A 26431-nucleotide genomic window follows, 5' to 3' on the forward strand; every position below is an offset into this window, starting at 1 on the left:
CATAGGCCGTTCAACTATCCAGCAGAAAAAATGCCCCGGCAATCCATGCGCCTTCTAATCGTCGACGATTCTCCCGCCGACGTCGAACTCCTGCGTTTTGAATTCGAAAGAGAGGGCTATAACCCCGTCTCTTGTCGTGTGGAGACCGAGAGCGACCTGCGCGACGCATTGCATACTGCGGAGTGGGATATGGTCATCGCGGACGATTCCATGCCGCGCCTCAACTCGATGCAGGCGCTGAATGCAGTCAAAAAATCCGGACGCGATATTCCATTCATCATCTATTCCGGGACGATGAACCATCGCAACGCTTCGGTTGCGATGCGAGAGGGTGTGCAGGATTACGTGGTGAAGGGCGATTTTGCCAGACTGATTCCGTCGGTCGAGCGCGAGCTCAAAAACGCAGCCGTACGCAAAGCAATGAAGCGGGCGGAATCGCACGTCTATCGCCTGGCCTACTACGACCAACTAACCGGTCTGCCGAACCGCAATTATTTTTGTGAGCGCGTCGGCGAGCAACTCAACGCGCAGCCGGACATGAAAGCGGCAGTGGTATTCGTCGATATCGACAACTTCATGCGGCTCAACAACAGTTTCGGCTACACCATCGGCGATGTGTTGATGCGCCAAGTCGCCTCCCGTATGGAAGAATGTACCGGCGGAAAAGCACTCCTTGCCCGCCTGCGCGGAGATGAATTCGTGATGTTTGTCGCCGGAACATCGGATAGGTCTGACATCGAAGTCTTGATGGCCGCCATCACCCGCAGCTTCAGCCGGCCATTCGCTCACGATTCGCTGGAATTCGATCTTGCGGTGAGCATGGGCATCTGCATGTACCCTGAAGACGGTCAGGATGCCACGACGCTGATCGCCAACGCCGAGGGCGTAATGTCCGAGGCCAAGGCGGAGACGGGCACTTCTTACAAATATTACGACCGCAAAACGGTCGAATTGGCCTCCTGCCGCGTGGCACTGGAAGGGTCGCTGCGCCGCGCAGTGGAGCGCAACGAGTTATTCCTGCAGTACCAGCCCATCGCTGACGTGCGCACCGGGGCAATTCTGGCGACCGAAGCGCTGGTGCGCTGGAGGCATCCGGAGTTCGGCTTCATGTCCCCGGACAAATTTATCCCGATCGCGGACGAAACGGGACTCATCATTTCAATCGGTGAATGGGTATTGAGAGAAGCGTGTCGCCAGACTCGCGCCTGGCACGACCTGGGTTTCCGCGGCTTGGGCATCTCGGTAAACGTTTCAGCGGTCCAGTTCGCCCAAACCCAATTGCTCACCCAAATCAAGAACGCGCTCAACTATAGCGGCCTTGCGCCGCAGTTCCTCGAAGTCGAAATTACTGAAAGCGTCCTCATGCGCGATGCAGAAGCGACAGCCTCCACTTTAAAGGCGCTCAAAGACATGGGGGTGTGCATAGCCATGGACGATTTCGGGACCGGCTACTCCTCGCTTTCCTATCTGAAGCGTTTTCCGATCGACACCTTGAAGATAGATAAATCGTTTACCCAGGATATCTGCGGCAACCACGATGGCTCAAGCATCGTGTCCGCGATTGCAGCTCTTGGCCGGAGCCTGGACCTGAATCTGGTGGCGGAGGGCGTGGAGACGTCCGAACAGAGGGAGTTCCTGGAAACGCAGCAATGCGACCGCATGCAGGGCTATCTGTTGAGTAAGCCACTGCAGTCAGACCACGTTGCACGATTCCTTACCGACATGACGTTGGGAAGGGAGGCCTGAATAGCAGTCTGTCCTGCGAAAGAGAGATGCTTTGTAAGAAAAGCCCTACAACGCTTGTAGATTGGTCCGTACAGCAGATTTGGCTGGCGGCTACTTCTACTCACCCGGATCTTCGCGTCCAATGTCGTCAACGAGAGACACCGTCGTCGGGTACAGACAAGACCGCGCACAACTCTCACTTCAAGCAAATCCGAGGGTTGCCTTAAGGGGATGCAAAATGAACAAAGACAAACTGTTCGATGAAATCCGCGACGCGAACCTCAACTATCTGCTGCTTGCGCAGAGTCTGATCCGGGAAGACCGCGACGCGGCGATCTACCGCCTGGGCGTCAGCGATGAACTGGCGGAACTGCTGGAGACGCTCAGTCCCGCGCAACTCATGAAAATCGCTTCGTCTACTACATTGCTCTGCCGCCTGCGTTATGACGACCGGCTTATCCTCGACATGCTGGTCAGCCATACCAAGGACAAGCCCATGGCGCGTACCCATGCGGCGATTCTGAGCGCCAGTCGCCCGGTAGAAGGCCTGGCCTGATCCAATCCAGCCGACTGCAGCGATCGAGCCGCGGCCATGGCCGGCAAGAGCATCATCAACGAGGCGCATCAGATCGAGCTCGCCATCGAGCTGATCGAGCTTGGAGCAAGACTTCAGGTGCTGGAAGTCGAGACCTCGCTAAGTCGTGAGCGGCTGCTGCGCCTGTACAAGGAAGTCAAAGGCGTATCACCTCCCAAGGGCATGCTGCCTTTTTCGACGGACTGGTTCGTCACCTGGCAGCCGAACATCCATGCCTCCCTCTTCATGGAAATCCAGCGTTTCCTGCTCGCAAATACCCGAACACGCGGCATCGCGGCGACCATCAAGGCCTTCAAGCTTTACCTGGAACATGCGTCCATCGATGGAATGGACCCCATTCTTACGTTTACCCGCGCGTGGACGCTGCAGCGTTATTTCGATTCCAGGCTGCTCGCGCTGAAATCGTGCAAAAAATGCGCGGGCCGTTTCGTCGTCAACTCACTGGATCTGCATAGCCACTACATCTGCGGCCTTTGCGCGCCGCCTTCACGCGCCGGCAAGACACGTAAGGCCGCCGTTACCGCTGAACTCGTTGGTTCGCAATCCTAATTTTCCCCAGCCTTGCGGCGGATTAGCCGGGGGTTTTCCTCGCTTTTCCGGGTATTGACCGGAGTGGACGGCTGCTAGTCTGCCCATCAGTTTCAATAATCCGCATCCTGGAATCGCAATCAATGCTGGTCGTCATCGGCTACATTCTCGTCTGCCTGTCGGTCTTCGGCGGATTTGCTCTGGGAGGCGGCCATCTTGCCGCGCTCCTGCAGCCCATCGAGCTGCTGATGATCGGTGGCGCAGCTTTGGGGGCGTTCTTCGTCGGCAATTCGATGAAGGGCATCAAGGCCACATTCCGCAGCATACCGTCCCTGTTCAAGGGCTCGCGCTACGGCAAGGTGCTGTACATGCAGCTCATGGGATTGCTCTATGAGGTGCTGGCCAAGGTTCGCAAGGAAGGGCTGATGTCGATCGAATCGGATGTCGAAAATCCCAAGGAAAGCCCGATATTCTCCAAATATTCGAAGATTCTCGACGATCACCACGCCGTTGAGTTTCTGACCGATTATCTGAGGCTGATGGTCAGCGGCAATCTGAATGCCTTCGAAATCGAGAACCTGATGGACAATGAAATCGAGACCCATCATCGCGAAGGCGAGATGCCGGTGCACATAATCCAGAAATTGGGCGATGGGCTGCCGGCGTTCGGTATCGTCGCCGCCGTCATGGGCGTGGTGCACACCATGGCCTCGGTCGGCCTGCCCCCCTCGGAGTTGGGCATGCTGATCGCGCACGCGCTGGTCGGAACATTTCTGGGCATCCTGCTCGCTTATGGTTTCGTCGGCCCGCTTTCGACGTTGCTCGAGCAGAAGCTCCACGAATCGAGTAAACCGCTGGAATGCATCAAGGTCACGCTGCTGGCGAGCTTGAACGGCTATGCGCCCGCGCTGGCGGTCGAGTTCGGGCGCAAGGTGCTCTTCTCCACCGAGCGGCCTTCGTTTTCCGAGCTTGAGGATCACGTCAAGCAGGCCAAGAAAAAATAGCGCAGCACCGGCACGCGCGCCAAACCCGGGAAATACAATCGTGTCAGACGAAAGCCAGCGACCGATCATCATCAAGCGCCGCAAGGTTACCCAGGGCGGCGCGCACGGCGGTGCCTGGAAGATCGCCTATGCCGACTTCGTCACGGCGATGATGGCGTTCTTTCTGCTCATGTGGTTGCTGGGATCGACCACCAGAGGCGAACTCGAAGGCATCGCGGATTATTTCAAGAATCCACTGCGACTGACCACACAGGGAGGCAGCGGCGCCGGGGACGCTTCAAGTGTGATCAAGGGCGGCGGCAAGGATCTCACCCGACGTGCGGGCGAGATGGCCCGCGGGGAGATTCGCGACCGCAAGCGCCCGATCGATCTCAAGGCGGCGCGGGCCGAGCTGGAGAAGATCGAAATGGCGCGGCTGGAAGATCTGAAAGGCAAGCTCGACGCCGTAATCGACGCCAATCCCGCGCTGCAGATTTATCGCCGGCAATTGCTGATAGACATCACGACCGAAGGTCTGCGCATCCAGATCGTCGATGAAAAGAACCGGCCGATGTTCGAACTCGGCCGGGCTCAACTGCTGCCGCATACCAAGGATATCCTGCACGAAATCGGCAAGGTATTGAATGACGTGCCGAATCGCATCAGCCTCTCCGGGCACACCGACGCAACCCCGTATTACGGCGGCGAGCGCGGGTACAGCAACTGGGAACTCTCGACGGATCGGGCCAATGCGTCCCGGCGCGAACTCATCGCGGGAGGGATGCGAGAGGACAAGGTCATGCGGGTGGTCGGCCTTTCATCCGCCGTGCTGTTCGACAAAGCCGATCCGCTCAATCCGATCAATCGCCGCATCAGTGTCATCGTCATGAAGAAACGCACCGAAGATACCGTGAGCAACGATGGCCAGCAGGTCGACGTCGGGCAGGGCGAACCGCCTGATCCGGCCGCGCTGATTCCTCAGGCACCGATGCCGCAGACGGCCGCACCGGACGCTCAACCGAAACAATAGGGACGATCATGTCCGCCGCGACCAAACCTTCCCGGCCTGCGCCCACGGCTTACCCGTCGCCATTGTGGCGCGCACTCGCATCACAAGTGGCTGGCTTGATTTCAGTCATCCTTGTCGGCGCGCTCTGGTCCCTGGCAGTCGGCACCGGAATCCCGACTCCGCTATGGACACTGCTGCTGTCGCTATGCGCCGGGGCAATGGCCGCCGTTCTTGGTCTGGCATGGTGGTGGATCGTGCTGAATCTGGTCTTCGCGCCTGCGGTGGCGATTGGCGTTGCCGCTTCGCTGCCGCCGCACTGGTCGGCCGCGGCACTGATTGCGCTGGTATTGGTATATGGCGGCACGCAAGGCACGCGCGTGCCGCTCTATCTCTCGAACTCCGCGGCGGTGCGCGCGCTCCGCGACCTGGTGCCGACGGACCGGCCGCTATGGTTTCTGGATGTTGGCGCCGGTACCGGAACAGTGCTCGCCGCCATCGCATCCAGCCATTCCAATGTTGCAGTCCGGGGCGTCGAGCGTGCCCCGATTCCTTTTTTACTGGCATTTCTGCGCGCCATGTTCTGTCGACGGCGCTATCGGGTCCGTTGGGGAAATTTGTGGTCGACCGATCTGTCGGGCCATGACGTCGTGTATGCCTACCTGTCCCCGGCGCCGATGTCGTCGCTATGGGAAAAGGCGCGCCGTGAAATGCGCCCCGGCTCGCTGCTGGTGAGTTTTCGTTTCATCATTCCCGGCGTTGTGCCTGCGAGGACGATCGGCGCCGGCAGCAACTGCCTTTACGTGTGGCGCTTGCCATGATTCTGGATGCGAACGGACGCCATCCGATCGAGCGCTGGATAGAGGTCATGAGCGCTGCGCAACTGCCGGTGCTCGGGCAGACCTTGCGCCAGATTTCGAAGCTGCGCGCGGACGAAGAGAACGTGCGCCCGCGCGATCTTTCCCAGGTCGTGCTGCACGATCCGTTGATGGCGCTGCGGGTATTGCGTTTCCTGAAGGATCGGCAGAGTGAGCGCGCAATGGTCGAAATCACCACCATCGAGCATGCAATCATGATGCTCGGCGTGTCTCCATTCTTCCGTACGTTTACCAACTTGCGCTCACTGGATGCCGATCTCGCGTCCAAGAAAGTGGCGATGCAGGGTTTGATCGCCGTAGTAGGTCGGGCCCGCCATGCGGCGCTGCATGCGCGGGAGTGGGCGCGCCTGCGCCACGACATCGAATCCGACGAAGTGGTCATCGCCACGCTGTTGCACGACATGGCGGAGATGTTGCTCTGGTATTTTGCTCCGTCGCAGGCGGAAGATATCGAGGCGCGCCTCGCAGCCGATGCGACCCAGCGCAGCGTCGATGTCCAGAACGCGGTCCTCGGCTTCGGTCTCAATGAATTGCAGCTCGCACTGGCGACGGCCTGGAGGCTGCCGCCGCTGATCACGTCGCTGATGGACGATTATCGCGCCGAGCGGCCGCGCGCCCGCAACGTGTTGTTGGCAGTGAATCTGACACGCCATTCCAACAACGGCTGGGAAGATGCGGCCCTGCCCGACGACATCGACGCGATTCGCCGGCTGATCGGACGCCCTCTGCTGGAGGTGAAGCAGCGCATATTTCATACCGCGCTGGAAGCCGGGCGGGATCATGAATGGTATGGCGACCGCGCGCCAGCGATGTGGCTGCCGCCGTTCCCGCTGGATATCGATAGCGCAGAGACGATACCCAGGCCGCGTTTTTCCAGTTCGATATATAACCGCGTCAGACGCATGCTGGTCGCCGATGCCGATGAAGACCTGGTCAATTGGGCCGCCTCCGGCACACCGAACCCGGCCGGTCCTTCGCCCAGTCTCGCAGCGCTGGTGGCGTTGACGTTTCATGGCCTTTACAAGGGCGTCGGTCTTACGCGACAGATTTTCTACAGCCTTGACGAATCGGGAACGCTGGCGCGTGCGCGTTACCTCGGCGGGATACGCGACAGCAGCAAACTGGCGCGTCACGCGCTCCCGATCGGGTTGGCGAATCCGCTTACGCGCAGGCTGGCGGAAAGCGGCGCGGTATGGTGGCGGGGTTTGGCGGACGAGGTGCCGTTGACCGACCTGACGCGCGAATGGCGCGTCGTGGGCGGCGGCGAAGGATTCTTTGCCGGCATGATCCGCACAGCGGACGGCCGCGGCGCACTGCTGTATTGCGACGCCAACAAAGGTTCCATGCTCCTCAATGAGGAGAGATTCAACCAGTTCTGCGAAATCTGCGGGTTGTTGAGCGTCAAGATGGCGGGCCCGATTCCCGAACCGGCTGATCCCGCCGCCTAAATTTCCGTTATTGCATGCCGTTATGCAGGGTAACCGAACATCTGCTCAATCCGGAGAGACAAATGACTGACAAGAATATGAAATTCCTGGTCGTGGACGATTTTTCCACGATGCGGAGGATTGTCCGGAACCTGCTCAAGGAACTTGGTTTCGGCAACGTCGACGAGGCTGAAGACGGCGCCATTGCGTTGCAGAAGCTGAAGGCCGGCGAATTCGATTTCGTGATCTCCGACTGGAACATGCCGAATATGGATGGACTGACGCTGTTGCAGTCGATTCGTGCCGATGAGAGTCTGAAAAAACTTCCGGTACTGATGGTGACCGCTGAAGCGAAGAAGGAAAACATCGTTGCGGCCGCGCAGGCCGGCGCCAACGGCTACGTGGTCAAGCCGTTCACGGCTGCGACGCTGGACGAGAAGCTCAACAAGATTTTCCAGAATATGGAAACGCAGGCCGCCGCCTGAATCCGGCTCGCGCCGCATGCTGAGAAAAAACCAAAATGACCCAGCCCTCCGCCATGGTTGACACCGTCGAGCAGTACTTCCAGTCCGCGCAGACTCCGTTGGAAGAAGCCTATCCCGGCGAGCGTCTGCTGTCCAAGGTCGGCCAGATGACCCGGTCGCTGCACGACAGTCTGCGCGAATTGGGCTACGACAAGGTCCTCGAGAAAGCAGCCGCGCAGATCCCCGATGCGCGCGATCGCATGTCGTACATCGCCAGCATGACCGAGAAAGCCGCCGAGCGCGCGCTGACCGCCACCGAAATCGCACGACCGATCCAGGACGGACTTTCCAACGATGCGGCCAGTCTGGATGAACGTTGGCAGGAGTTGTTCGACGGGAAACTTTCGCTGGAACAGTTCAGGCAACTGGTTGCCGATACCCGCCGATTCCTGACGCAAGTGCCGTCCCGGGCCGAGGCGACCAATGCCCAGCTGATGGAGATCATGATGGCCCAGGATTTCCAGGACCTTACCGGTCAGGTGATCAAGCGGGTGACAGCCGTGACTCATGATCTCGAAAGCCAGCTCGTGCAGTTGCTGGTGGACAACGTTCCCTCCGGGCATCGCGCCGACGCGAATTCCCCCGGCCTCCTCAATGGCCCGGTCATCAAGGCCGATGGCCGTTCGGATGTCGTCACCGATCAGAAACAGGTCGACGATTTGCTGGAAAGCCTCGGATTCTAGAATCCGGGAGGGCCGCACGGACCGACAACGTGAGCGCCGTTCTTCCAGAAAGTCCCGACGAATTCGAACAGCAACCGGACTATCAGGGCTTCGTTCACGAACTTGCGACGCGCGTTTCAGGGCTCGGCAGGGAAGCGGCCGACATCGCGGGTTCGCTCGACGATGCAGTCCAGCTCGGCACCAATCAGGCCAAGGCATTCACCGGATTACGCGAAGAGGTCGGCCGCATGGTCGATTCAAATCTCGGCATCGAATCCGCGGTGGAGCACGCGGGGAAGATTTCCGCCGCAGCGCGCGGCACGGTCGAGCAGGTGGCGCAGGACGTAACGGTCATGAGCAGTGTGCTGGAGCAGGTATTGACGGCGGCAGAAGGCATTTCCCAAATCGCCTTTCAGACCCGTCTTGTTGCTTTCAACGCGGCGGTGGAGGCCAACCGCGTGGGCGAGGCCGGTCGCGGATTCGCGGTCGTGGCAGGTGCAGTGAAGGACCTTGCGCATCAGGTGGAGGAGGCCAGCAAGCGCATCATGAATACCGTTGGGGAACTGGGCAAGAAAGTCGAAGCGCTGGCCCGCGATATCTGCGACGACGGCAGTTCGGGAGAGCGGGACTCCATTCAGGGCGCTTTTCGTGAGTTGCACGGCTGTATCGGCGCGGTGGCGCAAAGCGCACGGGACAACACCTCGATCTGCAATGCCGTTAACGAGTCCGTGGGGTCCTTTTCGCGCGAACTCGACCACACCGGCCGCTCGCTCGGGCGCGCCAGGGGGAGGGTCGATGAATTGCTGGGACTGAGCGAGAAACTGATCGAACTCACTGTCGACAGCGGGCTGGAAACCGAGGATACGCCCTACATTGAATTGGCCATCGAGACCGCGGCGAGGGTCGGACAGCTGTTCGAGCAGGCAGTGGATCGCGGCGAGATCACGCTCGACGATTTGTTCGACGAGGACTATAAGCCGATCCCCGGAACCGATCCTCAGCAGTACACCACGCACTTTCTCGCGCTTACCGATCGCGTCCTGCCACCGATCCAGGAACCGATGCTCGGCTTCAGTCCCAAGGTGGTTTACTGCGCCGCAGTGGATCGCAATACCTTCCTGCCGACGCATAACCGCAAGTTTGCCAAGCCGCAGGGCAAGGATCCGGTATGGAACGCGGCAAACTCCCGCAACCGGCGCATTTTCACCGATCGCACGGGCAAGGCGGCCGGCCGCAACCGCAAACGCTTTCTGCTGCAAAGCTATCGGCGCGACATGGGAGGCGGCCAGCATGCATTGATGAAGGACTTGTCAGCTCCGATCTGGGTAAAGGGGCGACATTGGGGAAATTTTCGAATCGCCTACCGGGTTGACTAGCGCGAAGCGGAAAAGGGGGACTCCTGGGTCCTGCCCTTCCGAATTGGGCCGCAAACGCCCTCCTGTTTGTCGGATTGATCTGACGGCCCGCCCCTAATAATCGTAGCCATAGGAAATGGATATGCCATGGCTGACGAAAACGATTTCGAACGAACAGAACCCGCATCCCCCCGACGGCTCGAACAAGCCCGCGAGGAAGGGCAGGTTGCGCGGTCGCAGGAACTCAATACGTTTGCCCTGCTGGCCACGGTCGGGGCATCGATCTGGGTGTTGGGGGGCCAGCTTCTTTCCGGCCTGACCGGCCTGATGCGCAGCGGGCTCACGCTGTCCGCCGAGGACGGTTTCCGCGCGGAACAAATGGCGCGCATGCTGGGCCGGCACGGAAGCGCCGGCTTCATGACCATTGCACCGGTGCTCGCAGCGGCATTTCTGGCCGCCCTGGTCGCGCCGCTGCTGTTGAACGGCTGGCTGTTCACGCTCAAGCCGTTGCAGCCGAATTTTTCCCGTCTCAACCCGTTCAGCGGCTTCGGTCGCATCTTCTCGGCCCACGGACTCGTGGAACTGGCCAAGGCAATCTCGAAAGTGCTCGTGGTGGGCGGAGTCGCGACCATGGTCATCTGGAACAGTCTCGATGCCGTCCTGTCGCTTTCGCAGGAAACTACCGCCAGCGCCACCAGGCATGCGGCGCGCCTGGTGGGCTGGACGCTGATTCTTATGGTCGGTGGCATGGTGCTTATCGTCGCCATCGACGTGCCTTACCAGCTCTGGAACCACTACCGCAAGCTGCGTATGTCGCGCGCCGAGCTCAAGCGTGAAGCGAAAGAATCCGAAGGCGATCCGCAGATCAAGGCGCGCATCCGCAGCCTGCAACGCGAGGCAGCACGCAAACGCATGATGGCTGAAGTGCCGAAGGCCGATGTCGTCATCACGAACCCGACGCACTACTCGGTGGCGTTGTCGTACAAGGAAAACTCCATGCGGGCGCCGCGCATCGTCGCCAAGGGCCAGGATCTCACCGCCATGCGCATCCGCGAACTGGCGCAGGAACATCGCATACCGATCGTGGAGGCGCCGCCGCTCGCCCGCGCGCTCTATCGCCACACGGATCTCGGGGACGAAATTCCGGAAACACTCTATACGGCAGTGGCCGAGGTGCTGGCCTACGTATTCCAGTTGCGACGCTTCAACCTCGAAGGCGGTCGTGCGCCGCAGTTGCCGGGCGAAATCGTCGTTCCGGCCGACCTCGATCCTCAGCAAGGTAAATCGTGATGGCTGCCGCCGCGGCTTCCGCGCAACGCCTGGCGATCCCGGCAAAGCATCTGAACGTGATGGCCGGGCCCGTGCTGATCATCCTGATCATGGGGATGATGGTGCTGCCGTTGCCGCCGTTCGCGCTCGACGTGCTGTTCACCTTCAACGTCGCGCTCTCGATCATGGTCATGCTGGTCGCACTCTATACCGTGCGGCCCCTCGATTTTTCTGTTTTCCCGACGGTGCTGCTGGTCACCACGCTGCTGCGCCTGTCGCTGAACGTCGCATCCACCCGGGTCGTGTTGCTGCAGGGCCATAGCGGTGGCGACGCCGCCGGCAAAGTCATCGAAGCCTTCGGCCATTTCATGATCGGCGGCAACTACACGGTCGGCCTCGTCGTGTTCATCATCCTGGTGGTGATCAATTTCGTCGTCGTTACCAAAGGTGCCGGCCGAATCGCGGAAGTCGGAGCACGCTTCACGTTGGATGCGATGCCCGGCAAGCAGATGGCGATCGATGCCGATCTGAATGCAGGGTTGATCGGCGAAGAGGCGGCACGCAAGCGTCGTGCGGAAATATCACAGGAAGCGGACTTCTACGGCGCCATGGACGGCGCCAGCAAATTCGTTCGGGGCGACGCGATCGCCGGCATCCTGGTGATGTTGATCAACGTCGTCGGCGGCCTGGTGGTCGGCGTCATCCAGCATGACATGTCGATCGGAGATGCGGCGCACAACTACATTCTGCTGGCCATCGGTGACGGCCTGGTTGCGCAAATTCCCGCGCTGGTGATCTCGGTGGCCGCGGGTATCGTCGTGAGCCGGGTGGGCTCGGATGAACCGATCGGCGAACAATTCGTGGGACAGCTGTTGCGCCGGCCCGAAGCCCTGTCGATCACGGCCGGCATCGTCGGCGCACTTGGCATCGTCCCCGGCATGCCACACATCGCTTTCCTGCTGCTGGCAGCCCTGATGGGCGGCATCGCCTATGCGATGCGCAAGATCCAGGCTGAAGAACCGGAGGCTCCTCAGGCTCCGCAGCCGACGGAGGCCAAAGCCCTCGAGGCGCAGGACGCGTCCTGGAGCGATGTCACCCATGTGGATACGCTCGGACTCGAAGTCGGCTATCGCCTGATCCCGCTGGTCGATCAGGCCCAGGACGGTGAGCTGCTGCGTCGGATCAAGGGCATTCGCCGCAAGTTCGCGCAGGAGATCGGCTTCCTGCCGCCGGCGGTGCATATCCGGGACAATCTGGAGCTCAAGCCAGGCGCCTATCGAATTGCACTGAAGGGCGTGGAGGTCGGCCGCGGCGACGCGTTGCCCGGGCAATTCCTGGCCATCAATCCCGGCCGCGTCAGCGGCACGCTGCAGGGCACGGTGACCGCCGATCCGGCGTTCGGACTGCCGGCGGTCTGGATCGAATCCGCCCAGCGCGAACACGCGCAAGTGTTGGGCTACACCGTCGTGGACGCGAGCACGGTGGTCGCAACGCATCTGAATCATATCGTCCAGCAGCACGCCTCCGAACTCCTCGGCCGTCAGGAGGTACAGCAACTACTCGATCATCTCGCCAAGGACGCGCCGAAGCTCGTCGAAGATCTGGTGCCCAAGATTGTTACGCTGGCCGTGCTGCAGAAGACCTTGCAATCGCTGTTGGAAGAGGGTGTGCACATCCGCGATATGCGCACCATCCTGGAGACCGCCGCCGAGCACGGCACGCGCACGCAGGATCCGCATGAACTTGCGGCGCAGGTTCGTATCGCGCTCGGCCGTGCCATCGCACAGCAGATCGCGCCCGCCGGCAACGAAGTCCAGGTCGTGGCTTTGTCGCCCGATCTCGAACGCCTGCTCATCCAGGCCATGCAGACCGGCGGTTCGCCCGGCATCGAACCCGGCCTGGCCGACGCGCTGGCCGCCGAGGCCGCGACGGCGTCTGCCAAACTCGAGCAGCTCGGGCATTCGCCGGTATTGCTGGTCGCACCGCAACTGCGCGCGCCGCTGTCGCGCTTTCTGCGGCGCACGATTCCGCATCTGCGCGTCATCGCGCACACCGAAATTCCCGACAACCGCAAGATCCGCGTGGCTGCCATTCTCGGAGGTAGGTCATGAACGTAAAGCAATTCTTCGCCACCAATGCGCGCGAGGCGCTGCACCAGGTCAAGCGCGAAATCGGCGCCGACGCCGTCATCCTGTCAAATCGTCGCGTCGAGGGTGGCGTCGAGATTCTCGCAATACCGCATGCCGACGCACGCGCCTTCGATAGTGCGGCCCGCGAACCGGTGGTGGCCAAGAAGCCTGCCGTCGTGCGCACGGCGATGAACAACCCCCCGGTACAGAATTCCCAGACGGTCAAGGTAGAGATGCCCATGCCCGCACACGCGCAGCGGGCGCGAGCCGCTGCTCAATCGAAGCCGGCGCAGCCGGTACCACCGGTTGCCGCGGCTCCGATCCTGGCGCCGGCCACCGAGCAGATCGCGCGCACCGTAATCCGTGAAATCCAATCGATGCGCGGATTGATCAACGAACGGCTCTCCGGTCTGATGTTCGGGGACATGCAGCGCCGCGAACCGGACAAGCTGCGCATGATGTCGACGCTGCTCGCCGGCGGCTTCAGTCCGGCGTTGTCGCGCCGCTTGCTGGAAAAGTCGCCGGCCGATCGCGGCATGACGGCTCTGCGTGGCTGGATCAAGAAAGCGCTCGACAAGAATCTCATCACCAGTACCGCGGACGACATCGTGACCAAGGGCGGTGTTTACGCGCTGCTCGGTCCCACCGGCGTGGGCAAGACCACGACCACCGCCAAGCTGGCTGCGCGTTGCGTAGTGCGCCACGGCGCGGGAAAGCTGGCGCTGCTCACCACGGACAACTACCGGGTCGGTGCACACGAACATCTGCGCATCTATGGGCGCATTCTCGGCGTGTCGGTGCATGCGGTGCGCGATGCCGCCGATCTGGAGATCGCACTGTCCGAACTGCGCAACAAGCACATGGTGCTGATCGATACGGTCGGCATGAGCCAGAAGGATCAGCATGTGGCCGAACAGGTTGCCATGTTCAGTGGCCAGGGTGAAGGTGTCAAACGCCTGTTGCTGTTGAACGCAACCTGCCAGGGCGACACGCTCGAGGACGTCGTGAATTCCTACAAGGGCAAAGGGCTGGCGGGATGCGTCATCACCAAGACCGACGAGGCGGCCAGCCTTGGCGCGGTGATCGACGCGGTGATCCGTCACAGGCTGCCGGTGCACTACGTTGCCAACGGACAGCGGGTGCCGGAAGACATTCATCCGGTAAACCGCGAATACCTGCTGCACCGCGCCCTGTCCGCGGCGAAAGACAACCCGATCCGTGCTCTGTCGGAGCAGGACATTCCCGCCGCCATGATGGGCGCGGAATTCGCCATCTGAGGCGGTGTTGATGAGCCTACAGCCATCCGACCAGGCCGAAGGACTGCGGCGCCTGCTCGGCAAGCAGATCCCGAAAGTGATCACATTGGTCTCCGGCGGCGCGCGCATCGGCAAAACCTGCGCCGCCATCAATCTCGCGGTGGCGATCGCGCAGGCGGGACGCAGCGTGATGCTACTCGACGAGAACCGCGGTCCGCGCAACGTGACCGCTACTCTCGGCATCGATACCGTGGCCGACATGGCCGATACCGTGCGCGGCGGCCGCGCGCTCGAGCAGACACTTGTGCCCGGACCGGAGGGGTTGGTCATTCTCCCGGCCGGACGTGGCGTTCAGGCGCTGGCCGGCATTGACGAGGGTGGCCGCGACAGGCTGGTCGAAGGATTTGCGCGAGTCGGCGGCGCTCTCGATTTCATTCTGGTCGATACCGCAGCGGGCACATCGAGCCGCCTGCTGCCGCTAGCCCATCCCGAGCAGGAAACCATTCTGATTTCCACCAGCAGCGGAACGGGCCAGGCCAATGCGCTGGGCATGATCAAGCTCATGCATCGCGAGCTTGGCGCGTGCAATTTGCATCTGCTGGTTTCGATGACACGCTCGGAAGCCGAAGGCGAGGCGACCTACTACAACCTGGCCAACGTAGCCGATCGGCATCTGGGTGCCGGCCTGGAGTTTTTCGGCGTCGTTCCTTTAGACGAGCGCATTGCCCAGTCGGGCCATGTCGGACGCGCTGCGGTCGAGATGTTCCCGCACGCGCCCAGTTCCGTGCAATGGCGGCGGCAGGCGCAGGAAATCATGCAGTGGCCGCTGCCGCGGGAAGCGGCGGAGGGGATGGATCGTTTCGTTCAGCGTCTGATCCTGGGCAGTCGCGTCCAGGTGGGCACAGTTGCGCTCTCGGCGGCATGAGAGACAAATTGCCCGCGAACATCGCGGGCACAGGCAAGCAGGGGGTTCAGGCATGTACACAGCAACCGGAGCGCAAGACAGGCAGGAGTGGATCCAGCAGTACGCCCCGCTGGTGAAGCGTATTGCCCATCACATTATGGCGAAGCTGCCAGCCAGCGTCGAAGTGGACGATATCATCCAGGCCGGCATGATGGGCTTGATGGACGCGGTCGGCCGCTACGAAGAGACGCAGGGCGCGCAGTTCGAGACTTACGCCGCACAGCGCATTCGCGGCGCGATGTTGGACGAGTTGCGCAACTGCGACTGGTTGCCGCGCGGCATCCGCAAGAACATGCGCACGATCGAGAAGGCGATGCATGCGCTCGAGCAGCGCCTGGGCCGTCAGCCCAGCGAGCACGAAATCGCCAACCAGATGGAGTTGTCGCTACCCGATTACCAGCAGATGCTGCAGGAAGCGCGCGGTCATCAACTGGTCTACTACGAGGACTACAGCGAAGGCGACGATGAACACTTTCTCGACCGTCACGCCGGCCACGCACACCAGAGTCCGTTGGAAAATCTGGTCGAGGAGAGCATGCGCGCGCGCCTGATCGAGGCGATCAAAGACCTGCCCGAACGCGAAAAGATGATGATGGGCCTGTACTACGAGCAGGATCTGAACCTGCGCGAAATCGGCGAAGTGATGGGCGTCAGCGAATCGCGCGTATGCCAGATCCACACCCAGGCCATTGCGCGGCTGCGATCGATGCTAAGGGAAGAACCATGAACCATCGAAAGGCGTAACGCGCTCAATCAGGCGCGATGGATGAAAATTGAATGCCGGTCACGCCGGCATTTTGTTTTCCGGTCACCAGCCGACTTGGCTCCGCGCAGGTCTTTTCTCTCCGAGCAGACAAGAGCCGGTTAATAGGCCCTAATCACCCTTAAGGCGCACGGTCACGGTGCGACGATGTGCGCGGCGCTACGTCGGTTCGAACGCCGGAAGGCAAAGTGCTGCCGCGCATTTAAAAAGTGCTGCTGCGCACTTAAAGAGCGCGCGGGAAGCAAATGCACCAGTAGGGCGTTACCGCGAATTGCGCGGCGTGCTTCGGCTCGCCAATCTGGTCGAGCGGTTTCGCTGAGTGGGAAAAGGGTGGCAATGTCAGGTAAAAATAGTTTATAAACGATATTATTCGATCCGCCAAGTCTCTTCATCGGGAAAACAGTTTGGCACGATGGCAGAGTGGTTATTCAGAGGATTGCTTGTGGGTATTGTCAACTTGCCGCACTCATGATGTGATGCGGCGATGAATACTTCGCGTAGTGTCCTGCCTGCCGGCCTCTACAAGAGACACGGGTTCCTCGCCGGGATCTGCGGCTATCGCGCTTACCTCTATTTCCGGTTCTCCCTCAGCTTCCGTCACATCGGGAAGATGATGGCCAAGCACGGGGCAGTGCTCAGCTATGATACCGTCCGCAATCTGATTTGAATTGCCTTCGCGCAGTTTTATTCGCTGGGCGGATAAGACGGCGCGAAGCAGCGTTTTTCCTCGCTCATACGAAAACTTCGCGACAGAACCTGCGGGAGAACTCGCCGTAATTGAGTGTATGTCACCAGCTTCTCATAATAATAATTCGCGCAATAGCGCTGCAGTACCCCGTCCTCATCCACGCACCGTCGGCTGGTTTGGTACCACCGCCGTCGCCATGGGCGGCATCAATCAAAGCCTGTTCTTGTTCGGCGCGCTCTTTATCGGCCAGGGGGACACTACCGGTCAGGGTAGCGCGGCCGTGCCGTTACTGATCGTTGGCCTGCTTCTGAGCTGGGCGGCGATGCCGGCTTGGACGGAACTGATCATGATGTTTCCGAATCGCGTCGGTGGCATCGCGGCGACCTGCGCAGAAGCGTTTCGGCCCTACAGCCCCGTGCTTGCGAACCTCACGGGCGTCTGCTACTGGTGGGGATGGGTGCCAACCTGCGGCCTGACGGCGCTGCTGTCGGCATCGGCGATCCATCAGTGGTATCTGCCCGGGTTTCCGGTGTCACTCCTCGCGTCTTGCATCGTGCTGTTATTTACGGCGGTGAATCTTTGTGGCGTGAAATGGGTCATGCGTTTCGCCATGCCGATTGCCACGGCTTCGGCGAGTCTTGCGTTTCTCTCCGCGGTGGTTCCGATGTTCAGCGGCCAAGTCGATTGGCAAAGAGCGTTTACATTTCAGCTTACGGTGCCGTTCGAAGGATGGTTCGGCCAGGTCACCAGCGTGATGGCCGGACTGTATCTTATCGGCTTCGCCGCACCGGCTTTTGAACAGTCCGCCTGTCACGTCGGCGAGACCATCAATCCGAACAGGAACGTGCCGCGGGCGATGTTCGCGAGCGCGAGGCTCGCGTCCCTCTACTTCATTGTGTTGCCGGTAGTCTGGCTCGGCGCGCTGGGACCGGAACCGCTGGGCAGGGACCTCGCGCTCGAACTCGGACCGACATTTGCGCCGCTGCTCGGCGGCGCGGCCAAGGCGGCGGCGATCTGGTTCATGATGCTGAACATGTTTCACGGCACGATCGCGCCTCTGGCGGGCGCGGCCCGTACGTTGTCGCAGCTGGCTGAAGATGGCCTGCTGCCAGAATTCATGGCTAAGCGCTCGCGCACGGATGCGCCATGGGTCACGACGATCATCACCGCGGCCATGGCGATCGCGTTTCTTCTGATCGGCGACCCGGTGTGGCTGATCGCGGCGGCGAACCTTACTTATCTCATCGGCATCGCCATGCCAAACGTCGCCGTCTGGCTCCTGCGCCGGAACCATCCGGAGATGGTGCGCCCGTATCGCGCGCCCCGCGGCATGATCACGGTCGGACTGTTCGCGGCCTGCACATGGGCGCTCACTACGGTGCTCGGATTCCAGCAATTTGGTCTTCCGACGGTGCTGACGGGAGTCGCCTTCGCCTATTCGGGTGCGGTACTCTACGCGTGGCGCAAAATATCCGATCGCCGAAAGCTGGGTCTGCCACGAATTGCCCGCACGCTTCATTTGAAGCTCACTGGCGCAATGCTGCTAGTGCTGATGCTGGACGCCGTCGGCTATCTGATTGCGGTGAGCCACGTTCCTGTGCACGACACGGCGCTCATCGCGATGCTGGAAGACGTTTTCGTCGCCGTCGCGCTGCTGACCATCAGCGTCGGCCTGATTCTGCCAGGAATGATCGCACACTCCGCGGTCGAAGTTTCCAAAGCCGCCGAGCGACTGGTAACGGGCACGCTCGCGGATTTCACGCGGTCGATGCGCGCGCTGGCTGCGGGGGACCTCGATGCCGCCAAGGCCCGGTTCGAGTTCGTGCCGGTGGTGGCCCATTCGCGGGACGAAGTCGGGGATATGGCGCTGAGTTTTAACAAGCTCCAAGAGGAGATCGGGCGTGCCGTTATCGGACTGGAAGGCGCGCGCGAGGGTCTTTCGCGCGCGCGCGAGACCACCGAAGCGAACGAGCGCCTGCGTTTCGAGCTCGCCGAGCGCCACCGTGCGGAGGAGCAGTCCCGCGAACAGGCCGCGTTGCTCGACAAAGCCACGGACGCGATCCTGGTAGGGGATTTCAATGACAAGATTGTCTATTTGAACCCGAGTGCGGAGAACCTTTACGGCTGGAAACTCGCGGAGCTCGCCGGCCTGACGGGCGGCGCACCCATTTACCAGGATTCGACAAAATTCGCCGAAGCGAAGAAAGTCGTGCTTGAAAGAGGTGACTGGAGCGGCGATCTGGCGCAGGTCACGCGCGACGGGCGGGATCTGATCGTCGAGAGTCGCTGGACGTTGCTGCGCGACAACGAGGGTAAACCCAAGGCGATTCTCTTCATCAACACCGATATCGCGGCGCGCAAACAAGCCGAGGAGGCGCTGGCCGAGATGAACAACCGCTTGCGCGGGCTGTCGCATCGCGCGGGAATGGCCGAGGTTGCAACGAGCGTCTTGCACAACGTCGGCAACGTCCTCAACAGCGTCAATGTCAGCTCCTCCTGCGTGGCCGATGCTCTAAGAAAGTCCAAGAGCGCCAACTTGTCCAAAGTCGTCGCGTTGTTGCGTCGGCACGAGACCGACTTGGGCGCCTTCCTGACTACCGACGCTAAAGGCATGCAGGTCTTAGGCTATCTCGGGCAACTATCCGAGCATCTGGCCGACGAACAGGCCGCCGTGCTCGAAGAGCTTGCCCAATTGCAAAAACACATCGAGCACATCAAGGAGGTTGTGGCGATGCAGCAAAGTGATGCGCAGATTTCCGGCGTCAAGGAAATCGTCAACATCAACGGCTTGGTGGAAGACAGCCTACACATGAATGTCGGCGTTTTAAGTCGCAACGGGGTCGAGGTCATCCGTGAATTTGAAAACGTACCGCCGATAAACGTCGACAAGCACAAGGTCGTGCAAATCCTGGTGAACCTGGTGCGTAACGCCAATTATGCTTGCGACGAATCCGGGCGCGCAAACAAACGGCTGACCATTCGAGTGGGCAACGGTGATGGCCGAATCAAGATATCCGTGATCGACAATGGCGTGGGAATTCCACGGGAAAATCTGAGCCGCATTTTCAGTCACGGTTTTACCACCCGGAAAGGCGGTCACGGTTTCGGCCTTCACAGCGGCGCGCTGGCCGCGAAGGAAATAGGTGGTTCGTTGACCGTTCACAGCGACGGCCTTGGCCAAGGCGCCACGTTCACACTTGAGTTGCCATACGAGAGGAAGGAAATCTCACATGAATAATTTGAATGCGGACCAACACCGGCGCGTTCTGGTCATCGACGATAGTCGTTCCATCCACGATGATTTTCGCAAGATTCTTTCCCCCGGTAAAACCACACGCCCTGCATTGGACGCCGTCGAGACGGCGCTTTTTGAGATTCCAACGAACACGGATAGGCAAATCCAATGCGAGGTCGACTCGGCCTTCCAGGGACGGGAGGGAGTGACGCTGGTGAAAAATGCCCTTCAGCAGGGGCGTCCTTACGCGATGGCTTTTGTTGACGTGCGCATGCCACCCGGCTGGGATGGCGTAGAAACGACACATGAAATCTGGAACATCGATCCCAACATCCAGATCGTGATATGCACCGCCTATTCCGATTATTCGTGGAACGAGATGGTGGCGAAGCTCGGCCACTCGGACCGGATGATCATTCTGAAGAAGCCGTTTGATATCATCGAAGTGCTGCAACTGGCCACGGCGCTGACCGAAAAGTGGCGGCTGCTCTGGCAGGCCCGGTCAACGATGCAAGATTTGGAGAGAAGGATCGCCCGGCGCACAAGCGAATTGAGCCTGACCAACCACAAGCTTGAGACGGAGGTGGTCGAACACAAACTGGCGGAGACCAAGGTGCTCGAGTCCCGGCGTTGGTTCCACACCGTTTTTCAGGAAAGTCCGATACCCATATTCGTGATACGTGTTGTGGACGGCCGCATCCGCGATGTGAACAAATCGGCACTGGCGCTCTACGGTTACCGGGACGAAGAGATGGTCGGATATCAGATGGCCGAGCTCGACCTCTGGGAGGATCGGGAGAAATTCACGGAGATCCTCACAATCCTGAAAGAGGACCGCCGTATACTGAATCACGAGTGTCAACAACGGAACCGGGCGGGCCAGTCGCTCGACGTGCTGATTTCCTGTGAGACCGAGGTCATGGGGGGCGAGAAAGTGTACATCGCGCAAGTAGTCAATATCACCGACCGCAAGCGGGCCGAAACCCGGGTGCGCCAGCTCAACAGGGAGCTGGAGCGGCGCGTCGAGCGGCGTACCGCGGAATTGCGGGAAACGGTGGCCGAACTCGATTCATTCACCTACAGCGTCGCCCACGACCTGCGCGCGCCGCTGCGCCGGTTGCAGGGTTACTTGCACATGATAACTGCTGAATATGGCGACGGCCTCAGTGCCAAGGGCCGCCACTTTCTGCAGCGGATCGCCATGAACGCGGTGGACATGGGGGCATTGATGGATGGACTGCTCAAGTTAGCCCACTTGGGCCGGCGCGAGGTCGATCGCCAGCCTGTCAACATGACCGAGTTGATGCGGGAAAGCGTTGCGGCGGCGCAGGGCGAGGCGTCGACTAACCTGCGCTTCGTGGTCGGCGAACTGCCGACCGTGACCGGCGATCCGGTCTTACTGAAACAGGTCTGGAACAATCTGATCGATAACGCCGTCAAATTTAGCCAGCATGCCGTGCAACCAACGATCACTATCGACTGGAAGCGGGAGAACGGCTGGGTTTGGTTCTCCGTGGCCGATAACGGAGTGGGTTTCGATAGCGCTTACGCGGACAAGCTGTTCGGGGTATTCCAACGCTTGCATAATCGGTCGCAGTTCGACGGAACGGGGGTCGGACTTTCCATCGTGCGGCGTATTGCATACAAGCATGGCGGAACGGTTTGGGCGGAAAGCCGGCTCAGCGAAGGCGCCTGTATCTATTTTTTCCTCCCGGATGCGGGGATCTGACACCGGTTATCGCGATCCGCACAGCGGTTTCAATGGTATTGGCAAGGTCCCTGCCCGCCTGATTACGAATTCGCCATGAACAGGCCCAGCGGCTACTGAACGATATAGCATTGACGCGGTCATATGAGTCATGGTCCGGAGTTTTGGATCAGGAGCTCGTCGGTCCCTCCCTTCCGATGGGCTCCTTTTTCTACCATTCACCGCGGCCAGTACTTCTCTTAACCCAGTTCCAACTGAGATAACGCTTCTTCGTCGCCGTCATCGCCGGCCGGCGCAATTCCCTTCTTGCGGACCCATTGAGCAAACGCTTCCACGGGCAGTGGCGGGCTAAAAACGTACCCCTGAATGATGTCGCAGCCGTATTGACGGAGGAAGTTCTTCTGCTCGATGGTTTCGGCTCCTTCCGCCACGACTGCCAGTCCCAGCGCGTGAGCCAGCACGATGATAGCCTGGGTGATGGCGGCGTCTTCTTTGTCCTGTGGAAGACCGCGTATGAACGTGCGATCGATTTTGAGCGTGTCAATTGGAAAGCGCTTCAGGTAGCCCATGAATGAGTAACCCGTCCCGAAGTCGTCGATCGACAGTTTCACTCCGATTGAGAAGAGCTCGTTCAGAACGCGGATGTGCGATTCGACATTCTCCATCAGTATGCTTTCCGTCAGTTCGAGCTCGAGCCGATCGGGTGGCAAGCCGCTCTCGCGCAAACTGGAGAGCACCCGTTTCAGCAGGTGATTGTCCTCGAACTGGCGCGCCGAGAGGTTGACCGATACAGTCAGAGCGCCCAATCCCTGCTGTTCCCAGACCATCGCCTGGTGGCACGCCTCGCGCAGCACCCACTCGCCGATGGAGATGATGAGATTGCTTTCTTCCGCAATCGGTATGAATTCCGCAGGGCTCACCTTACCCAACTCTGGATTCTCCCAGCGCAGCAGCGCTTCGGCGCCGACAACGCGGTTTTGCTGGACGTTCACCTTGGGCTGAAAGCTAAGCCGGAACTCCCCATTCTGCAACGCTTTGCGCAAGCTATTCTCGATGTTAAGACGCCGCATCGTGCTCTGGTTCATCTCCTCTTTGAAGACCTGAAAACAGTTCCGGCCCGCGTCCTTGGCGTGGTACATCGCCGTGTCGGCATTGCGGACAAGGCTGGGCGCATCGCTGGCGTGATCCGGATAAAAGGCGATTCCACAGCTGACCGTGGAATAGACCTCACGCGATTCGATGACGTACGGCTTGCCGAGCTTGTCGACCAGCGCTTTTGCCACCAAGTTGGCTGCCTGCTTGTCCGCGGGATTCTCCAGGATCACGGCAAACTCGTCACCGCCCAATCGGCAGACCGCGTCGGCGCGCCGCAGGACCTTGGTCAGTCGCTCGCCTACCGAGTGCAGCAGCGCGTCTCCGGCTTGGTGGCCCTGGCTGTCGTTGACCGACTTGAAGTTGTCCAAATCGAGTAACAGTAAGCCGACGCTGCTATGAAAACGTTTTGCGCGCGCGAGGGCGAAGTCCAGGCGCTCGTTGAAGGTGTGCCGGTTGAGCAGATTGGTGACTGGATCGTAATGGGCCAAGTAGGTGAGCTGTTCCTCTGCCCGCCGGACGGCGGTGCGCAGGCCCGATATCAGCAAGTAGGCGACGCCCATCGCCAGCAAGCCGGTCACTGCCGTTGTGCCAATGAATCCCGCGAGACGAGAGTAGACCAGCCGCAAGCTGCCGCGGACCTGCACTGACCCAAGCTCCCCTTCGCTGTATTGGACGGGATGCACTACATCGATGTGGTCCAGCGAGAAGTGCTCTTGACCCGTGAGCGGATGCGTGGAAGCGTGGCCAGCAGAGGGCTGGCGCTGGTACACCGCGAACGGCTGCTCCCGGTTGTCGTAGATAATCGCGTCGATGACCGTCGGCGATGCACGCAGGGCGGATAGGATCTCGGTTGCGTTCTTACGGTCTCCAAAGGCAAGCGCTGCCTGAGCGTTGTCTCCGACGATTTGGGCTTGTGCTTGAAGATCGTCGTGCAGCGATATCCTGAGCGACCGCATCTCGAAAAACGTGAGGACCGCACCCGCGATCACCAGAGCAATTGCCACCGCGATGAGATTGATCGCATCGGAACGCTGACTTACCCCCAGCCTGGCTAGGACCAGATCGAGTTTTTGGATCATCATTTTCCGAGGACCGATCGTGACAGCCTCAGGAGCTTGGAGCTGATGGATAGACTCTGCCGGCTTGCCGCGTGTGGGTTGATATCGAACACCATTTTCTGATTGGCCACGTCCAGCCCGATAATCATGCCATCGCGCGCCGCCCCTTCCGCATCGGAGATGGTGAGGACGGATTTTCCCTGGAGGGTGACCGCAATCCCGGCCAGACGACGCTTCTCCGAACTGGACACGAACAACAGGTCGCAGGTATCGGGGAGACCCGGTCCCTTGAGCCGCCGTATTCCGATCTTCCTGCCACGTATGGTCTTGTGCTCGAGCGCAGCGATGCTGGCGCCCAATGCGTCCTCTCCCGTCAAGCAGATATAGAAGAGCGGATCACTTCTGTGTTCGCTCTCTTGAGGCCATTCCACGAACAGGGCGAAGTTGTAGATGAGCGCCACCTTAAGAGCGTCTTCGGGGGCCACTTGCGAGCGAGCAGGGCCGGACGCCGAAATCATCAGCGCAATCACGATCCCCAGCAGCAGCGGTTCCCAAGCGCGCGTCATGGCGGCTAAAACCGATAGCTAGCCGACAGTCGATAGATGCGACCATCCTGCACGATGACGTTCTGCACGTGCTCCTCGGACGCCGGGTCGGCGTACGCCTTGTCGAAGAGGTTGTACACGCTGGCCGAGACTACTAACCCCGGAGCGAGCTTTCGAGTCAGGAGCGTGGCGTTGAATATCGCATACGCGCCGGTGTTTTCGCCGCGCAGCGTGCGCCGATTGCTGACGTACTGCGATTCCAATCCGAGCTGGAAGAAATCCCGCCACAGCGGGGTCATGAAGTTCAGTTTGGCCAGAAGACTGGGAGAGTTTGTCATACGCTCCGCCGTTTCGCTTCCCTCGGAATCGACTGCGCGTTGCCACGTCAAGCTGGCCCTTAGCTTGGCCTCGCTGGCCCAGATCTTCTCCGCTTCGAACTCGATGCCATTGACCCTGACGTGCTCGAGGTTGATGAATACGAGGAGGCCATCGACGGGATCAGTCGTCAGGCTGATGAGGTTTCTGATGTCGTAGTGGAAAGCCGACCCGGTCAGCCGGAAACCTCCGGGCAGCCGTTCCTCGGCGACGAACTCATAGGTCGCGATGGTTTCCGGCTCCAGATTGGGATTGGTCTTGAAGCCCGAAGTGGTCGTTGTCCCGTAGTAGAGTTCGTAGGCGTTGGGAGCACGGAAGGCCGTGCCATAGAGCAATTTGAGCGAGGTCGTGTCCCGTGGCTTGAAAATGGCGGCCAGGCGCGGATTGACGGAGTCCAGGCCGGTCGAGTAGTAGTCGTAGCGCAGTCCGGCATTGAAGAGCAGCTTCTGCGCAACGCTGATCTCGTCCTGAGCATAGACCCCATAGCGATAGTCGTGGTGATGATTGTCCAGATAAACCACACGGGGGCTGTCGTCGAAGTTCATTTGTGTCTGCTCGAGATCCTGCTGGTATTCGACGCCGGTTACCAGGCGGTGTCCGTTGAGCGGACTGCTCGTGAGTTTGATCTCGCCATCCCACCAGCGGCCCCTGACGCGATCCTGGTTTACAGTGACCGGCGGATAGTCGAGTACGTAGTCGCCACGATAGTGCCAGTCCGTATAGCTCGCGCGCGCGGAGAGCTCAGTACTTGACCAGGCGGTGTCGTAGGCCAGGCTAAGGGAGTTGCGCCCGTCCACCGTCTGGCTGCGCGGGTCGTTGAAGAGTTGTCCGAAGGAACCGGTGGGGATACCCTTCGTGCGCTCGTGATGGAGGACCCCGAAGCTCAAGCCCGAAGCGCTGAACTTGCCCAGGAAGAACTGCGCCCGCTCGTAATCGAGACCCTGGGCTACGCCATTGTTGGTGGCGGGTGAGTTGAACTCCGGGAAGAACAGGTCGCGGCCTTCGCTGTTCAGACCGGAGGCGGACAGCAGCAGTTCGTGGTCGCCGCCCCACTGGCGGCCGTAGGTCGCTCGTCCGCTCACGGTCTCGGCGCTGGCGACTTCGCCCTTGATCTCGGTCGCGGCGTAGTCATGGCCGTGCTTGGTGACGACGTTGATGACGCCGAGAAAGGCGTTGCTGCCATACATCGAGGAGCCCGGCCCGGGGATGAACTCGACGCGGTCAATGAGATCCACGTCGATGGGAAACTCGTAGCCGATGACCGCCTGGTCGAAGACGTTGTCGTTGATACGGTAGCCGTCCAGGAGCAGCAGAACTCGCGTGTTGTAGTCGCCGGGTCGGGAGAAGCCGCGCACGCCTAGATAGCTGTAATTGCGATCATTGGACACATACAGGCCACGGATGCTCTTCAGGACGTCCGCGAGCGAGCGGTAGCCGTAGGCTTCGATCTCGCTGGCCGTGATCACGGTCACGGCCGAGGGCGCATCCGAGGCCTTTTGCAGGAACTTGGACGCTGCATAGACCTGCACATCCAGGAGCTGTTCCAGAGGCAGTTCAACGAGCTTATCGGCGGACTGCGCCTCTGAAACTGGACCGGCCGCCAGGGTAACGCCGTTCCACAGTGCGAATGCCACGAGAGCGCTGACAAACTTCGACAGGTGCC

General features: G+C 60.4%; 21 protein-coding genes. 18 read left to right on the plus strand and 3 right to left on the minus strand.

Annotated elements, in window-relative coordinates; genetic code table 11:
• Positions 1-30: 30 nt before the first annotated feature.
• The 18 genes from HY067_14780 (at position 31) to HY067_14865 (ending at position 21716) form a co-directional block, all read left to right on the plus strand.
• The gene (locus HY067_14780; protein ID MBI3529219.1) at positions 31-1746 is read left to right on the plus strand and encodes a GGDEF domain-containing response regulator; all 1716 of its coding nucleotides are present in this window, start codon (positions 31-33) and stop codon (positions 1744-1746) included.
• A gap of 217 nt (positions 1747-1963) precedes the next feature.
• A complete protein-coding gene (flhD, locus tag HY067_14785; GenBank protein ID MBI3529220.1) occupies positions 1964-2281 on the plus strand; it encodes a flagellar transcriptional regulator FlhD in 318 nt (105 codons plus the stop codon).
• A gap of 36 nt (positions 2282-2317) precedes the next feature.
• Positions 2318-2869: a flagellar transcriptional regulator FlhC gene (flhC, locus tag HY067_14790; GenBank protein ID MBI3529221.1), complete on the plus strand. Its 552-nt coding sequence runs from the start codon at positions 2318-2320 to the stop codon at positions 2867-2869.
• 122 nt (positions 2870-2991) lie between these two features.
• Positions 2992-3852 carry a flagellar motor stator protein MotA gene (gene motA / locus HY067_14795; GenBank protein MBI3529222.1) on the plus strand — a complete coding sequence of 287 codons (861 nt, stop codon included), beginning with the start codon at positions 2992-2994 and terminating at the stop codon, positions 3850-3852.
• A gap of 40 nt (positions 3853-3892) precedes the next feature.
• Entirely contained in the window at positions 3893-4861 is a 969-nt protein-coding gene (motB, locus tag HY067_14800) for a flagellar motor protein MotB (protein MBI3529223.1), read from the plus strand.
• Between the two features lie 8 nt (positions 4862-4869).
• Positions 4870-5658, plus strand: coding sequence for a class I SAM-dependent methyltransferase (locus HY067_14805; protein MBI3529224.1), 789 nt, complete (start codon positions 4870-4872; stop codon positions 5656-5658).
• Positions 5655-7163, plus strand: coding sequence for an HDOD domain-containing protein (locus HY067_14810; protein MBI3529225.1), 1509 nt, complete (start codon positions 5655-5657; stop codon positions 7161-7163). Before HY067_14805 ends, HY067_14810 begins: the two co-directional genes overlap by 4 nt.
• Before the next feature lie 62 nt (positions 7164-7225).
• Positions 7226-7627 carry a chemotaxis response regulator CheY gene (gene cheY / locus HY067_14815; GenBank protein MBI3529226.1) on the plus strand — a complete coding sequence of 134 codons (402 nt, stop codon included), beginning with the start codon at positions 7226-7228 and terminating at the stop codon, positions 7625-7627.
• A 53-nt stretch (positions 7628-7680) separates the two neighbouring features.
• Positions 7681-8349 (plus strand): protein phosphatase CheZ, encoded by a 669-nt coding sequence (gene cheZ / locus HY067_14820; protein ID MBI3529227.1) that lies wholly within the window; start codon positions 7681-7683, stop codon positions 8347-8349.
• Between the two features lie 29 nt (positions 8350-8378).
• Entirely contained in the window at positions 8379-9704 is a 1326-nt protein-coding gene (locus HY067_14825; GenBank protein MBI3529228.1) for a chemotaxis protein, read from the plus strand.
• A 126-nt stretch (positions 9705-9830) separates the two neighbouring features.
• The gene (flhB, locus tag HY067_14830) at positions 9831-10973 is read left to right on the plus strand and encodes a flagellar type III secretion system protein FlhB (protein ID MBI3529229.1); all 1143 of its coding nucleotides are present in this window, start codon (positions 9831-9833) and stop codon (positions 10971-10973) included.
• Positions 10973-13063, plus strand: a complete 2091-nt coding sequence (gene flhA, locus HY067_14835; GenBank protein MBI3529230.1) for a flagellar biosynthesis protein FlhA — start codon at positions 10973-10975, stop codon at positions 13061-13063. Before flhB ends, flhA begins: the two co-directional genes overlap by 1 nt.
• Positions 13060-14358, plus strand: a complete 1299-nt coding sequence (flhF, locus tag HY067_14840; GenBank protein ID MBI3529231.1) for a flagellar biosynthesis protein FlhF — start codon at positions 13060-13062, stop codon at positions 14356-14358. Before flhA ends, flhF begins: the two co-directional genes overlap by 4 nt.
• A 10-nt stretch (positions 14359-14368) precedes the next feature.
• Positions 14369-15262: a hypothetical protein gene (locus tag HY067_14845; protein MBI3529232.1), complete on the plus strand. Its 894-nt coding sequence runs from the start codon at positions 14369-14371 to the stop codon at positions 15260-15262.
• Positions 15263-15314: 52 nt separating this feature from the next.
• Positions 15315-16028, plus strand: a complete 714-nt coding sequence (locus tag HY067_14850; GenBank protein ID MBI3529233.1) for an RNA polymerase sigma factor FliA — start codon at positions 15315-15317, stop codon at positions 16026-16028.
• A gap of 520 nt (positions 16029-16548) precedes the next feature.
• Positions 16549-16731: a hypothetical protein gene (locus HY067_14855; GenBank protein MBI3529234.1), complete on the plus strand. Its 183-nt coding sequence runs from the start codon at positions 16549-16551 to the stop codon at positions 16729-16731.
• Positions 16732-16849: 118 nt separating this feature from the next.
• On the plus strand, positions 16850-19990 hold the full coding sequence (locus tag HY067_14860; protein MBI3529235.1) for an amino acid permease: 3141 nt from the start codon (positions 16850-16852) through the stop codon (positions 19988-19990).
• Entirely contained in the window at positions 19983-21716 is a 1734-nt protein-coding gene (locus HY067_14865) for a PAS domain S-box protein (GenBank protein ID MBI3529236.1), read from the plus strand. Before HY067_14860 ends, HY067_14865 begins: the two co-directional genes overlap by 8 nt.
• Before the next feature lie 218 nt (positions 21717-21934).
• On the opposite strand, the gene HY067_14870 is transcribed toward HY067_14865, so the two are convergent.
• Genes HY067_14870 through HY067_14880 form a run of 3 tightly spaced genes read right to left on the minus strand, consistent with a single transcriptional unit; the run spans position 21935 to position 26402 of the window.
• Complete coding sequence (locus HY067_14870) at positions 21935-23872, minus strand: EAL domain-containing protein (GenBank protein MBI3529237.1); 1938 nt, start codon at positions 23870-23872, stop codon at positions 21935-21937.
• Positions 23869-24414, minus strand: a complete 546-nt coding sequence (locus tag HY067_14875; GenBank protein ID MBI3529238.1) for a YfiR family protein — start codon at positions 24412-24414, stop codon at positions 23869-23871. Before HY067_14875 ends, HY067_14870 begins: the two co-directional genes overlap by 4 nt.
• A gap of 5 nt (positions 24415-24419) precedes the next feature.
• Entirely contained in the window at positions 24420-26402 is a 1983-nt protein-coding gene (locus HY067_14880; GenBank protein MBI3529239.1) for a TonB-dependent receptor, read from the minus strand.
• Positions 26403-26431 lie beyond the last annotated feature (29 nt).

This window comes from Betaproteobacteria bacterium, assembly GCA_016194905.1.
Classification (GTDB): domain Bacteria; phylum Pseudomonadota; class Gammaproteobacteria; order Burkholderiales; family JACQAP01; genus JACQAP01.

Bases quoted from the DNA above. Each gene is read 5' to 3' on its own strand.
- HY067_14780 (MBI3529219.1), top strand. From the start codon at position 31: ATGCCCCGGCAATCCATGCGCCTTCTAATCGTCGACGATTCTCCCGCC.
- flhD (MBI3529220.1), top strand. From the start codon at position 1,964: ATGAACAAAGACAAACTGTTCGATGAAATCCGCGACGCGAACCTCAAC.
- flhC (MBI3529221.1), top strand. From the start codon at position 2,318: ATGGCCGGCAAGAGCATCATCAACGAGGCGCATCAGATCGAGCTCGCC.
- motA (MBI3529222.1), top strand. From the start codon at position 2,992: ATGCTGGTCGTCATCGGCTACATTCTCGTCTGCCTGTCGGTCTTCGGC.
- HY067_14805 (MBI3529224.1), top strand. From the start codon at position 4,870: ATGTCCGCCGCGACCAAACCTTCCCGGCCTGCGCCCACGGCTTACCCG.
- HY067_14810 (MBI3529225.1), top strand. From the start codon at position 5,655: ATGATTCTGGATGCGAACGGACGCCATCCGATCGAGCGCTGGATAGAG.
- cheY (MBI3529226.1), top strand. From the start codon at position 7,226: ATGACTGACAAGAATATGAAATTCCTGGTCGTGGACGATTTTTCCACG.
- cheZ (MBI3529227.1), top strand. From the start codon at position 7,681: ATGGTTGACACCGTCGAGCAGTACTTCCAGTCCGCGCAGACTCCGTTG.
- flhB (MBI3529229.1), top strand. From the start codon at position 9,831: ATGGCTGACGAAAACGATTTCGAACGAACAGAACCCGCATCCCCCCGA.
- flhA (MBI3529230.1), top strand. From the start codon at position 10,973: ATGGCTGCCGCCGCGGCTTCCGCGCAACGCCTGGCGATCCCGGCAAAG.
- flhF (MBI3529231.1), top strand. From the start codon at position 13,060: ATGAACGTAAAGCAATTCTTCGCCACCAATGCGCGCGAGGCGCTGCAC.
- HY067_14845 (MBI3529232.1), top strand. From the start codon at position 14,369: ATGAGCCTACAGCCATCCGACCAGGCCGAAGGACTGCGGCGCCTGCTC.
- HY067_14850 (MBI3529233.1), top strand. From the start codon at position 15,315: ATGTACACAGCAACCGGAGCGCAAGACAGGCAGGAGTGGATCCAGCAG.
- HY067_14855 (MBI3529234.1), top strand. From the start codon at position 16,549: ATGAATACTTCGCGTAGTGTCCTGCCTGCCGGCCTCTACAAGAGACAC.
- HY067_14860 (MBI3529235.1), top strand. From the start codon at position 16,850: ATGTCACCAGCTTCTCATAATAATAATTCGCGCAATAGCGCTGCAGTA.
- HY067_14865 (MBI3529236.1), top strand. From the start codon at position 19,983: ATGAATAATTTGAATGCGGACCAACACCGGCGCGTTCTGGTCATCGAC.
- HY067_14870 (MBI3529237.1), bottom strand. From the start codon at position 23,872: ATGATGATCCAAAAACTCGATCTGGTCCTAGCCAGGCTGGGGGTAAGT.
- HY067_14875 (MBI3529238.1), bottom strand. From the start codon at position 24,414: ATGACGCGCGCTTGGGAACCGCTGCTGCTGGGGATCGTGATTGCGCTG.